The 11,984-nt window shown below is 62.6% G+C and carries 10 protein-coding genes; 9 read left to right on the plus strand and 1 reads right to left on the minus strand.

Annotated features, from left to right (window positions below; translation table 11 throughout):
- Window positions 1–76 precede the first annotated feature (76 nt).
- From FJV77_RS16685 to FJV77_RS16710, 6 genes are all read left to right on the plus strand, one after another.
- A complete protein-coding gene (locus tag FJV77_RS16685) occupies window positions 77–685 on the plus strand; it encodes a CGNR zinc finger domain-containing protein (protein WP_142867880.1) in 609 nt (202 codons plus the stop codon).
- Window positions 678–1,208 carry a hypothetical protein gene (locus FJV77_RS16690; protein WP_142867881.1) on the plus strand — a complete coding sequence of 177 codons (531 nt, stop codon included), beginning with the start codon at window positions 678–680 and terminating at the stop codon, window positions 1,206–1,208. The genes FJV77_RS16685 and FJV77_RS16690 overlap by 8 nt, the downstream gene beginning before the upstream one ends.
- Window positions 1,209–1,426: 218 nt before the next feature.
- A complete protein-coding gene (locus FJV77_RS16695; RefSeq protein ID WP_142867882.1) occupies window positions 1,427–4,897 on the plus strand; it encodes an indolepyruvate ferredoxin oxidoreductase family protein in 3,471 nt (1,156 codons plus the stop codon).
- A gap of 141 nt (window positions 4,898–5,038) precedes the next feature.
- Window positions 5,039–7,354 carry an EAL domain-containing protein gene (locus tag FJV77_RS16700; RefSeq protein ID WP_142867883.1) on the plus strand — a complete coding sequence of 772 codons (2,316 nt, stop codon included), beginning with the start codon at window positions 5,039–5,041 and terminating at the stop codon, window positions 7,352–7,354.
- 449 nt (window positions 7,355–7,803) lie between these two features.
- Window positions 7,804–8,568, plus strand: coding sequence for a hypothetical protein (locus FJV77_RS16705; RefSeq protein ID WP_142867884.1), 765 nt, complete (start codon window positions 7,804–7,806; stop codon window positions 8,566–8,568).
- 141 nt (window positions 8,569–8,709) lie between these two features.
- Complete coding sequence (locus tag FJV77_RS16710; RefSeq protein ID WP_023729728.1) at window positions 8,710–8,859, plus strand: DUF3096 domain-containing protein; 150 nt, start codon at window positions 8,710–8,712, stop codon at window positions 8,857–8,859.
- A 9-nt stretch (window positions 8,860–8,868) separates the two neighbouring features.
- Here the strand turns inward: FJV77_RS16710 and FJV77_RS16715 are convergent, their stop codons facing one another.
- Entirely contained in the window at window positions 8,869–9,684 is an 816-nt protein-coding gene (locus tag FJV77_RS16715) for an alpha/beta hydrolase (protein WP_142867885.1), read from the minus strand.
- 291 nt (window positions 9,685–9,975) lie between these two features.
- Here FJV77_RS16715 and FJV77_RS16720 point away from each other — a divergent pair, with 291 nt between their 5' ends.
- The 3 genes from FJV77_RS16720 to FJV77_RS16730 all read left to right on the plus strand — a co-directional run bounded on the left by FJV77_RS16720 (window position 9,976) and on the right by FJV77_RS16730 (window position 11,982).
- A complete protein-coding gene (locus FJV77_RS16720; RefSeq protein WP_142867886.1) occupies window positions 9,976–10,200 on the plus strand; it encodes an aa3-type cytochrome c oxidase subunit IV in 225 nt (74 codons plus the stop codon).
- An 85-nt stretch (window positions 10,201–10,285) separates the two neighbouring features.
- Window positions 10,286–11,560: a Re/Si-specific NAD(P)(+) transhydrogenase subunit alpha gene (locus FJV77_RS16725; RefSeq protein ID WP_142867887.1), complete on the plus strand. Its 1,275-nt coding sequence runs from the start codon at window positions 10,286–10,288 to the stop codon at window positions 11,558–11,560.
- Complete coding sequence (locus FJV77_RS16730) at window positions 11,560–11,982, plus strand: proton-translocating transhydrogenase family protein (protein ID WP_142867888.1); 423 nt, start codon at window positions 11,560–11,562, stop codon at window positions 11,980–11,982. The genes FJV77_RS16725 and FJV77_RS16730 overlap by 1 nt, the downstream gene beginning before the upstream one ends.
- Window positions 11,983–11,984 lie beyond the last annotated feature (2 nt).

Below are 11,984 nucleotides of genomic sequence, written 5' to 3' on the forward strand. Positions count from 1 at the left end.
GCGGAGGCCGCCCGGGCCAAGGTTTGCATCGTGGAATCTAACTTGTCAAACGCGATTTATCGGTTAGATTTCTGATATGACTGTATCCTGGACCCCGCATCGCTTCACCGGCGGCATGCTTGCGCTCGACACGGCCAACACCGTGGTGCTGCGCAACGATCCCGAAAAAACCTTCGACCGGTTTGCCGATCCGGCCGAGATCGCGCGCTTTGCCGAGGCCGCCAGCGGCTTTCGCGGCGCCGAGCTTGGCGGCAGGCGGCTGGAGGCTGCCTCACCGAACAGGATCGCGCCGGTGGTGCTGTCGATCCGTGAGACGACCGACCGCCTGTTTCGCGGCGCGGTGTCGAAAGGTGTACTTGCCGCCGGCGACCTCGCCCCTTTTCTCAAGGCCTGCGCCAGCGGACTCGATCAGAGCCCGGCCGAGATCGGTGGCCCGGGCAAGCCGTTCGGCGATCCGGCGACACCGATCGCCTTTGAGGCGGCCCTGGCGGTTTCAGCCTTGTCGCTGCTGCGCGACAATATGGTTGCCAGGCTCAGGATCTGTCCCAATTGCAGCTGGCTGTTCGTCGACAGAAGCCGCAATTCCAGCCGCCTCTGGTGCGATATGGCGGTGTGCGGCAACCGCCAGAAAGCAAGCCGTCACTATCGCCGCCGCACGGCGGCTCAAGAGGTCAACAATGCCTAGGGTTTTTTTTCGTTCGATCCTTGTCGGCGCAGCACTCACTGCCGCCGCTGTGCTCGGCGCCTGCCGCGACACCGGCGGCGATGGCAAGCTGTTCGAAGTTTCCGGCAAGGTCGTCGTCTTCAACTACCGTCTCGCCCGGGCGACCTATATCGTGACGCTGCGGCCCCTGCAGCCGATGGGCGAGGGCCAGGTTGCGGTCGCCAGCTTCCAGAACCCCGCCGGCGGCCCTCCCCTGGTGGTCGAGCAGAAGGTCTGGCCGAAGCTCGACAAAGTCAGCCTGGAGAGCCCGGCGCTGACCTGCATCGTCAAGGACAAGCCTTATGCGATCTCCATCAGCATCAGGGGTCCTGACGGCACATTCCTGCAGAAGATCGACACCACGCTGATCTCGACGGAGGACCAGTCGATCCTGCCCGACCGGCCGCTGGTGGTCGATCAGCTCTATACGGCCAATCCCGACCTTGCCGGCCACCCTGACGGCAAGCTGCCGGGCGAGCCCAAGCCGGATTGCTCGAAAGGCTGACGCGTTTTGCCCGACGCGACTGAGTAGAAATTTTCGGTCGCCGGACAACCGCTGCGGATCGGTTTCGTGCTGAAACGCAATCCCGGCGGATCGTTCGTTGCGCCTTGCCTGGCACTTTCGATTTCGTTTGACCTGCCTTGCAAGCGGAGAAAGACTGCGCCATCTCACTCCTACGTTGGCTGCCTGCCCCCGCGCAGCCTCCGCAGAGGAAATGCCTGATGACGCTGCACGACGTCGCGCTCGACGACAAGTTCGATCTTGGCAAGGAGCGCATCTTCCTGTCGGGCGCGCAGGCGGTCATCCGCATGCTGTTGATGCAGCGCGAGCGCGACCGCCGCGCAGGCCTCAACACGGCTGGCTTCGTTTCCGGCTACCGCGGCTCGCCGCTCGGCGGCCTGGACATGCAGCTCTGGCGGGCGAAAAAGCAGCTGGCGCAGGCCGATATCGTCTTCCAGCCCGGCCTCAACGAGGAGCTTGCCGCCACCGCCTGCTGGGGCTCGCAGCAAACGGAATTGCTGGGCGAAGGCACGCATGACGGGGTGTTTTCGGTCTGGTACGGCAAGGGACCGGGCGTTGACCGGTCAGGCGACGTTTTCCGCCACGCCAACCTCGCGGGATCGTCGAAGCATGGCGGGGTGCTTGCGCTGATGGGCGACGACCACATGGCCGAATCCTCGACCAATGCGCACGCCACCGAATTCCTGTTCGTCGACACTATGGTGCCGATCCTCAACCCGGCCGGTGTCCAGGAGATCATCGACTACGGTCTCTACGGCTTTGCCATGTCGCGTTTTGCCGGCACATGGGCGGCGATCAAATGCGTCAAGGACAACATCGAATCGACGTCCTCCGTCGATGCCGCGCTCGAACGGCTGAACATCGTCGTACCGGAGTTCGACATGCCGCCCGGCGGGCTCAACATCCGCCATGAGATCGACATGCTCGGCCAGGAGGAGCGGCTGCATGAGCACAAGCGTGCCGCCGCGTCCGCCTTCATCCACGCCAACGGACTGAACCGCATCGTCTATTCCGGCGGCCGCAGCCCGAAGCTCGGCATCATCACGCTGGGCAAGAGCTATCTCGACGTCCGCCAGGCGCTGGAAGACATCGGCGTCGACGAGGCAGCCGCCAACCGCATCGGCATCCGCCTGTTCAAAGTCGGCTGTCCGTGGCCGCTCGACCTGCAGCATATCTCCGAATTCGCCCGCGGCCTCGACACCATCGTCGTCGTCGAGGAGAAGCGCTCGCTGATCGAGGTGCAGCTGCGCGAAAACCTCTATGGCACCGCCACCCAGCCGGCCATCGTCGGCAAGAAGGACGAGCGCGGCGACTGGCTGTTCCCGGCCAAGGGCGCGCTCGACCCCAACGAGATCGCCATTGCGCTGGGCGAGCGGATTCTGCGCACCATCGGTCCCTCGGAAGAGATCGCCGCGAAGGTGGCGAAGCTGCGCCAGTTCCAGGCGATGCTCGCCGACACCAGCGATATCGGTTCGCGCACGCCGTTCTTCTGCTCCGGCTGCCCGCACAATTCCTCGACCAAGGTGCCCGACGGCTCGATTGCCGCCGCGGGCATCGGTTGCCATTTCATGGCGCTGTGGATGGATCGCAACACGGTCGGCTTCACCGCCATGGGCGGCGAAGGCGCGCAATGGGTGGGCCAGGCGCCGTTCTCCAAGCGCGACCACATCTTCCAGAATCTCGGCGACGGCACCTACAACCACTCCGGCACGCTGGCGATCCGCTTCGCGCTGTCGACCGACGCCAACATCACCTACAAGATCCTCTACAACGACGCCGTCGCCATGACCGGCGGCCAGCCGCATGAAGGTGGCCTGACGGTGGACATGATCGCCAGGCAAGTGCGCGCCGAAGGTGTCGAGCGCATCGCCATCGTCACCGACGAACCGGACAAATATGCAGGCAAAGCCGAATTCCCGGCCAATGCCACCATCCATCATCGCGACGACCTCGATCTCGTCCAGCGCCAGCTGCGCGACGTCAAAGGCGTTTCGGTGCTGCTCTACGACCAGACCTGTGCGGCCGAAAAACGCCGCCGCCGCAAGCGTGGCACCTTTCCGGATCCGGACAAGCGGGTGTTCATCAACGAGCTGGTCTGCGAGGGCTGCGGCGATTGCGGCGTGCAGTCGAACTGCGTCTCGATCCAGCCGGTCGAGACCGAGTTCGGCCGCAAGCGCAGAATAGACCAGTCGAGCTGCAACAAGGATTTCTCCTGCGTCAACGGCTTCTGCCCGTCCTTCGTCACCGTCCACGGCGCCAAGATCCGCAAGGCGGAAGGCATTGCCGGGCGGACCGATCCGCTCGATGGCGTGCCGGTCCCGGCTGAATTCCCGCTCGGCAGCGAGGGCTGGGCGGCGATCATCGACGGCGTCGGCGGCACCGGCGTCGTCACCATCGGCGCGGTACTCGGCATGGCCGCCCATCTCGAGGACAAGGGCTGCGGCATGATCGACATGGCCGGCCTCGCCCAGAAGGGCGGTTCGGTGTTCACCCATGTCCGCATCGCCCGCACCCCGGACGATATCCATGCCATCCGCGTTTCGGCAGGCAAGGCCGACCTGGTGCTGGGCTGCGACCTCGTCGTGTCCGGCGCCAAGAAGGTGCTGGGTGCCGTGCGCGAAGGCCATACCATCTTCCTCGCCAACACCGCCGAGATCATGCCCGGCGAATTCGCCCGCTCGGCGGATTTCTCGCTGCCGATCGAGCGGCTGAAGAAGGCGATCCGCGCTGCCGCCGGCGACGGCAAGGCGCATTTCTTCGACGCGACGCGCACCGCCACGCAATTGTTCGGCAATTCGCTCGGCGCCAACATGTTCATGCTCGGCTTCGCTTTTCAGCATGGCGGGTTGCCGCTGTCGGCCGAAGCCGTTGAAAAGGCTATCGAATTGAACGGCGAAGCGGTGGCGATGAATATCGCCGCATTCCGCTGGGGCCGGCGCGCCGCGCATCAGCCGGAGTTCGTGCGCGGCCTCATTGCCCAGCCCGGCAAGGCCGCGCCGATCGCCGAGACGCTGGACGATGTGATCACTCGCCGTGTCGCGTTCCTCACCGCCTATCAGAACGCCGCCTATGGCCGGCGCTATGCCGAAAAGCTGGCGGTTTTGCGTGCCGCCGAGGCAAAGGCCGTGCCCGGCTCGACCGCGGTGACCGAAGCGGCGGCCAAAAACCTGTTCAAGCTGATGGCGATCAAGGACGAATATGAGGTGGCACGGCTCTACACGGACGGCTCCTTCGCAACGGAACTGTCAAAGCAGTTCCAGAGCTACGAAAAACTCGAATTTCATCTGGCGCCACCCATCATGGGCAGGCGCGGCAATGACGGCAAGCCGAGGAAATCGAACTTCGGCCCGTGGATGATGAAGGGTTTTCGCCTGCTGGCGGCGCTGAAGGGCCTGCGCGGCACGGCTTTCGATGTGTTCGGCTACAGCGCCGAGCGACGCATGGAGCGACAGCTTCTGGCCCACTATGAGGCCGACCTCGAGCTTGTCGCGGCGGCACTTGCACCGGGCAGGATCGAGGCCGCCGTGGCGCTGGCCTCGGTGCCGGCGCTCATTCGCGGCTACGGCCATGTCAGGCAGGCCAACGCCGAAAAGGCCGATGGCGAGCGCAAAAGGCTTGTCGAGCGGCTGGCCAATACGCCGGCGCGGCCTGAACTTCAGGCCGCGGAGTGATCGACACGCCTTGTTTACCTGAAGCTTGATTTCCCAATCTGTACTGCATTTGCCTGCCCTCGGCAAACGGGCCAAAGCCCCTGTTCTAAGCCTTTCTTAAGGCGGGTGTGGCATGACAAGGCTTAGCGTTGGGCCAACGGTATGGACAGAGCAAAGACCGAAGACATCCCGGCGGATGTTTATATCCAGTTTGTGCGGGCGTTGTCCGACAACGCCTACATGCTGGTGGTCGGCGGCGTATGCTACTGCATCCTCGGATTGACGATCTACCTGCGGACGCACGATCCGCTGTATCTTGGCTTCGCCTTCCTGCTGTTGTCGATCAGCCTTTGGCGTTACTTCAGCATCCGCAGCTTCCACAGGGGAGGCAGCCCTATACCCACTGTCGAAAAGGCAGAGGCGTGGGAACGCGGTTACATTCTCAAAGGCAGTGCGCAGGGCCTCGCGTTGGGGTCGTTGTGTTTCGTGTCGATCTACCTGCGTCCCGATGCCTTCGCCGAACTGGCGTCTGTGTCGTTGGCATTGACCACCCTGCTCACGGTTGTCGGCCGAAGCTACGGATCCAGGCGCATGGTGCAGATTTTTTCCGTGACCCTCATCGGGCCAGCAGCACTTGCGCTCTTCCTGCGCATGGACGTCCCCGACTTCGTCCTCGGGCTGATGATCATTCCGACGACCATCGTCACCATCAGCAGCGCCGACCATGTCCGCGACGTTCTGTTCTCGGCGGTCATCGGTCACAGGCAGGCGAAGGAGTTGGCGCAAAGGTTCGATCGGGCGCTAAATACGATGTCGCATGGCCTTGTCATGCTCGACTCGAACGGGAAGGTGGTCGTCGCCAACGCCGAGGCAGCACATTTGATGTCATTGAAATCGCCGGGCACGCTACTGGGGCGGTCGATCCACGGCCTCTTGATGCGCGGCGTTGCTGGCGGCATGCTGGCCCCGAAGGACTGCCGCTACATCGAGGCGCAACTGACGCGCGCCCTGCGCGAAGGCCGCGACCGCAAGGTGCTGGTCTCGCTCGCCAACGGCCAGCATTACGAATTCTCCGCCCGTGAAGGCAGCCATGAACTGGGCGTCATCACCTTCGAGGACGTGACGGCCCGCGTCGAGGCGGAGGAAAAGATCCGCTTCATGGCGCGCTACGACAGTCTGACCGGCCTGCCGAACCGCGCCTATTTCCACGAACTTGTCCGTGAGGCCATGGCCTCCGGCGAGCAGGAGCGGCTCTGCGGTCTGGCGGTGCTCGATCTCGACGACTTCAAGAGCGTCAACGACACCCTCGGCCATCCTGTCGGCGACGGGTTGATCTACGCCGTGGCCGAGCGTCTCGCGGCGATTGCCGGACCGGGCATCACGGTCAGCCGCTTCGGCGGCGACGAGTTCATGATCTTCTTCGACCGTGTGGATGACGAGAGCCATCTCAGCACCCTCCTCGACCATGTATTCGCGGACCTGCAGGGTGAGGTGGACGTCGCCGGCCACGGCTTGCGCATCCAGGCCAGCGGCGGCGCGGTGCTGTCCAAGGTCAAGGACACCGACGTTGATGCCATGATCGTCAAGGCCGACCTTGCCCTCTACAAGGCCAAGGAGCTCGGCAAGAACAGCTGGAGGCTGTTCGAGGCGGCCATGGACGCCGCCTTCCGCAATCGCCAGCTGATGAAGGCCGATCTGCGCAACGCCGTGCAGGCCAGGGAATTGCGCGTCGTCTATCAGCCGATCGTGGCTGTAAACACCATGCGCATCGCCAGCTGCGAGGCACTCTGCCGTTGGGACCACCCCGATCTCGGCCCTATCTCACCCAGTGTCTTCATCCCCCTGGCCGAGGAGATGGGTATCGTTTCCGACATAAGCACTTTCGTACTGGAGGCCGCGTGCGCCGAATGCGCCAAATGGCCGGCCCAGACCAGCGTGTCGGTCAACCTTTCGGCCAAGGATTTCCGCACTCGCGATATCGTCGAGAAAGTCAGGGATGCCTTGGCCAAGTCGGGCCTTGCGGCGCACCGGCTCGAAATCGAGGTCACCGAGACCGCCCTGCTCGACGACAAGTCGCTGACGCGCGAGTCGATCGAGGAATTGAAGGCGCTCGGCGCGCGCATCGCGCTTGACGATTTCGGGACCGGCTACTCCAGTCTCAGCTATCTGCACAAGCTGCCGCTCGACAAGATCAAGATCGACCGCTCTTTCCTGGTCGATGTGAACCAGAACCGGCAGTCGCTCGACCTTCTGAAGGGCATCGTCGGCCTGTCCCGGACATTGGGCCTTTCGGTCACCATCGAAGGGGTCGAGACCTTCGAGCAGTTGAAGACGCTGGTCCATTTGGTCAAGCCAGACTTCGTGCAGGGCTTCCTGTTCGGCGCCGCGCTCAGCGCGTCGGGCATCGAGACGATGTCGAGCGTCACATGGCCGTTTGCCGCTGACCTGCATATCGCCGGCAAACGGACAGCCAGCTAAACGCAATTCCAGGAAAAGTGTGAAGCGGTTTTCCGTTTGGGATCGCGTCTGAGCAAAAGCAATTCCAGGAAAAGTGTGAAGCGGTTTTCCGTCCGGAATTGCGTCTGAGCAAAGCAATTCCAGCAAAAGTGTGAGCGGTTCTCCACCTGGAATTGCATTTAAAAACACAGAGCATTGTTCACTTGACGAAATGACAACCGCTCAGGCGTCGTCCAAACCCGCTAACGTCTTGGCGCTTTCAAGATCTGACTTCAGAATAATTTCGATGACCGCCGCCAGGCCGGATCAGGCAAACACCGGCTGCGCCATTTGCTTTTTCGTGTCCAAGATCGGTGAACGACCGCGGTCATTAAGGTTAACAAGCGGTAAATAAGCAATGTTGAATTTTCAGCTTGTGTCTCATTTCAACTCGAATAGCCTACTTCCAGGCGGAATTTCGAGGACTGGCAATGGATACTGCGAGGAAGAGTGCGTCGGTTGAGGCCAGCGCGAGGATAGACTCGGCGCTCAACCGATCTATGATGCAATTGCTGGATCATGTCGAATATCGTCTCATTACCGGGGGCGAAGATCTGGAGGCGATCTACCGACTCCGCTATAAGTCCTATCTGCGCTCAGGTATGTGCGGCCCGATCGCCAGCGGCATGTTCGAGGATCGCTGGGACGATCTGCCCAATTCCTATCGGTTCGGTGTCTACTGCTACGGCGAATTGGTCAGTACAGTGCGCCTCCACTATATTTCCAGTGACCAGCCATACTCGCCTTCGATCGACGCTTATCCCGAAGTATTGCTTCCCCGGCTTGCCCGCGGGGAAACATTCATCGACGGAACCCGCTTCGCGACAGATCCCGACAGCGCGCCGGCGCCCGGAGTGCTGCCTTTCCTGACGCTCAGGATTTGCATGGCGGCCTACTGTTATTTTCGCCAGACCGCGATGTTTATCCCGATTAAGTTGGAGCATTCCGCTTTTTATTCCCGCTTCTTCAGAGCCACGCAGAGGACCGGGGGCAAGGTGTTTCCGGGCGTTCTCCCTCCGCTCGCATTGTTCGAAATTCCCGGCAATGAAGAGAATGTTCAACGGATACTCGACCGGTTGCCGTTCTTCAGATCGACAGCGACGGAGCAAAGGCTGATGTTTGGCAATCCGGCTATCAACCGGCTGACACCTTTGTCCATTATGCCAACAGCGAAATACTACCGCGACGCCGCCTGAACGGATGTTCATTCTCGCGCCATGGACCTTTCCGGTGGCTTCGTCGTTATCGCTCGTGGCGGCGGCGCCGCGTCCGTGGTGCTGCCGTAGCCCTGCCTGAAAGGCGGTTCCTGCGAATTGTTCACGTGAAAGGATGCCGACATGACCATCCACTCGCTCGCGCTCACCCCGCTGATCTCGCTGATCGCCGGCGTGCTGATCCTGGTGATGCCGCGGCTCCTCAACTACATCGTCGCGCTGTATCTGATCGTCGTCGGACTGCTCGGACTGTTCCCGCATCTCGCCGGCTGAAGGAAGCTGTCAGACGGCGAAGAAGCGTAGGGCTGCGGCCACGATCGCTTCCGGTGCATCTTCCTGCATGAGATGGCCGGAGCCCGGAACCAGCGTCAAGGCGCAATCCGGAAGCATGGCTGAGAGCGTCTCGCCGCTGCGGGGCGATATCCAGCGGTCTTCCTCGCCCCACAACAACGACACCGGGCAGCGGAATGTACGGAAAAGCGGTTCGATTTCGTCAGTGTAACGCTGATCCATCTGGGCGATCTGCCGATAGAAAGCCGACTGGCCCACAGGCCCGGTCCATGGCGCGATGTAGGGTCCCAGGTCGCTGTCGGATAAAGGCCTGTGTGCGGCGCCCGCAATGTATGCTTTCAGGATCGCCGCCTGGATGTAGTCCGGCATGCCGGCGAAAGCGGCCTCATGTTGCCGGACATACTGGACAAAGGGCGAGCCCCAGGGTCGCACCGCAACCGGGTCGATCAGCAGCAGCCGCTCATAGTCGCAACCGTCGATCAGGTGCGCGCGCAAGGCCGTGGCGCCGCCGAAATCATGGGCAATGACCTTCGGCCGATCGAGCTTCCAGAAGGCTAGCATTGCCGCCAGCGCCTTATTCTGAATGCCTAGCGAAACGTCCTGGCCTTCCCGTTTTTCCGAGCGACCGTAGCCGGGAAGATCATAGAAATAGAGCGTGTAATCGCGAGCCAACTCGGGCGCGACCCTATGCCAGACATGCGAGGAAAACGGCGTGCCGTGCACCAGCACCAGCGGCGAGCCGGAACCGGTCGTGCCCCAGGCAATGCCAGTGCCATACCAGTCAAATGTCCGTGTCAGCGAGATCATGGCGCTTCATCCGTCCAGCAAATCGTCAACGGCAATTCGAGGAGGAGCCTAGCGGTTTTCCGGTCGGAACTGCCATAGGACAAACGCTAGGGCGTTGAACGATACCATCAAACGTCGGACCGTTCCCTGCATCGCCAGGGATGGGGCGAAACAGGCGGCGGCGCGCCCACGATGACAGCGCTTTCAACATTCCTTTGAGGCTGTTGTCACTGGTCGTGCGGCAATAGCGCCATTGCTCTTGGCCCGGCTTTTCGCTATGTGCCTCAAAGATGTCTTCGAAGGGGTATTCCTATGGCTGATCACACGCCGACCGGTCCTGTCGAACTGGGCGCGAAGATGGACTATACCGAACACGACCGGACCTATCATGGCTTCCTGGCACTGGCCAAATACGGTTCGCTTTTCTGCCTTGGCCTTCTCATCGCGATGGCATTCGGCTTCTTTGCGGGCGGCTTCTTCTCGGCGACCATCCTGTTCGTGCTGATCCTGGCTGCCGGCGCCTTCATTCTCCGATAGATTTTCCAGCTTTTTGTCCACGGCGCCGCCGGAGAGCCGGCTGCCGCCGTGCGGAAAGTAAGGTTCCAGCCGAAAGGATCATGCGGTGGGACAGACGGTTTTCATCCCTCGTGAGCTCGACGCTAACGAGCCGCGTGTTGCTGCTTCGCCCGATACGGTGAAGCGACTTGCGGCGTTGGGGTTCGACGTCGTTGTCGAGGCCGGCGCCGGCGCCAGGTCGCGCATTCCCGATGACGAGTTCGCCAAGGCGGGCGCGGCGATCGGCAAGGCCGCGGACGCCGGCAAGGCCGATGTGGTGCTGAAGGTGCGCCGGCCGACGGATGCCGAGCTGAAGGGCTACAAATCGGGTGCTGCGGTCATCGCCATCATGGATCCCTATGGCAATGACGCTGCGGTCGCGGCCCTAGCCAAGGCCGGCGTCACCGCCTTCTCGATGGAGTTCATGCCACGCATCACCCGCGCCCAGTCGATGGACGTGCTGTCCTCGCAGGCCAACCTTGCCGGCTATCAGGCGGTGATCGATGGCGCATCGGAGTATGACCGGGCGCTGCCGATGATGATGACGGCGGCGGGCACCGTGCCGGCCGCAAAAATCTTCATCATGGGTGTCGGCGTCGCCGGCCTGCAGGCGATCGCCACAGCGCGCCGGCTGGGTGCAGTCGTCACCGCCACCGACGTTCGCCCCGCCGCCAAGGAACAGGTCGCCTCGCTCGGCGCAAAATTCCTCGCCGTCGAGGACGAGGAGTTCAAGGCGGCCGAGACCGCCGGCGGCTATGCCAAGGAAATGTCTAAGGAATATCAGGCCAAGCAGGCAGCGCTCACCGCTGAGCACATCGCCAAGCAGGACATCGTCATCACCACGGCGCTGATCCCCGGCCGTCCGGCGCCGAAACTGGTGTCGGCGGCGATGGTAGCCTCGATGAAGCCGGGCTCGGTGATCGTCGACCTCGCCGTCGAGCGCGGCGGCAATGTCGAGGGCGCGGTCCCAGGTCAGGTGGTGACCACGGCCAATGACGTGAAAATCGTTGGTCATCTCAACGTTCCCGGCCGCGTTGCTGCATCGGCCTCGCTGCTCTACGCCCGCAACCTGTTCGCCTTCGTCGAGACGCTGGTCGACAAGGCGACCAAGCAGCTTTCGATCAAGCGCGACGACGAGTTGGTAAAGGCGACCATGCTCACCGATGCTGGCCAAGTCGTGCATCCGAACTTCGCCAAGGCGACCGAGGCGCCGCGCACCGAGCCGGCGGCCATTCCCGCGACAATCATGATCGCTGACGCCAAACCGGCGCCGAAGAAGGCAGCGGCGAAGAAGCCTGCCGCTGCCAAGTCGCCCTCGTCTAAGTCGAAAGGGACCGCGTGATGGACGCCCTGCAGAAAGCCCTCGACCAGCTCGATCAAGCCACTGCCGCTGTCCGCCTCGCGGTGCAGGATCTCGCCAATGCGCCAGCCGGCGCCGAGGCCGCCGGCAACGCCGCGCACGCGCTATCGGGCGGGGCCATCGATCCCTTCGTCTTCCGCTTTGCCATCTTCGTGCTGGCGATCTTCGTCGGCTATTACGTTGTCTGGTCGGTGACCCCGGCACTGCACACGCCGCTGATGGCCGTCACCAACGCCATCTCCTCGGTCATCGTCGTCGGCGCGCTGCTGGCTGTCGGCATCTCGGCCTCGGGCATTGCCACCGGTTTCGGCTTCGTCGCGCTGATGCTGGTCTCGGTCAACATCTTCGGCGGCTTCCTGGTCACCCAGCGCATGCTGGCGATGTACAAGAAGAAGGACAAGTAGAG

It is taken from the genome of Mesorhizobium sp. WSM4306 (assembly GCF_007003975.1).
Lineage (GTDB): Bacteria > Pseudomonadota > Alphaproteobacteria > Rhizobiales > Rhizobiaceae > Mesorhizobium.

What these genes read in the sequence shown, in the direction of transcription:
- FJV77_RS16685 (WP_142867880.1), top strand. Translation starts at nt 77, where the DNA reads ATGACTGTATCCTGGACCCCGCATCGCTTCACCGGCGGCATGCTTGCG.
- FJV77_RS16730 (WP_142867888.1), top strand. Translation starts at nt 11,560, where the DNA reads ATGGACGCCCTGCAGAAAGCCCTCGACCAGCTCGATCAAGCCACTGCC.
- FJV77_RS16695 (WP_142867882.1), top strand. Translation starts at nt 1,427, where the DNA reads ATGACGCTGCACGACGTCGCGCTCGACGACAAGTTCGATCTTGGCAAG.
- FJV77_RS16720 (WP_142867886.1), top strand. Translation starts at nt 9,976, where the DNA reads ATGGCTGATCACACGCCGACCGGTCCTGTCGAACTGGGCGCGAAGATG.
- FJV77_RS16710 (WP_023729728.1), top strand. Translation starts at nt 8,710, where the DNA reads ATGACCATCCACTCGCTCGCGCTCACCCCGCTGATCTCGCTGATCGCC.
- FJV77_RS16700 (WP_142867883.1), top strand. Translation starts at nt 5,039, where the DNA reads ATGGACAGAGCAAAGACCGAAGACATCCCGGCGGATGTTTATATCCAG.
- FJV77_RS16690 (WP_142867881.1), top strand. Translation starts at nt 678, where the DNA reads ATGCCTAGGGTTTTTTTTCGTTCGATCCTTGTCGGCGCAGCACTCACT.
- FJV77_RS16715 (WP_142867885.1), bottom strand. Translation starts at nt 9,684, where the DNA reads ATGATCTCGCTGACACGGACATTTGACTGGTATGGCACTGGCATTGCC.
- FJV77_RS16705 (WP_142867884.1), top strand. Translation starts at nt 7,804, where the DNA reads ATGGATACTGCGAGGAAGAGTGCGTCGGTTGAGGCCAGCGCGAGGATA.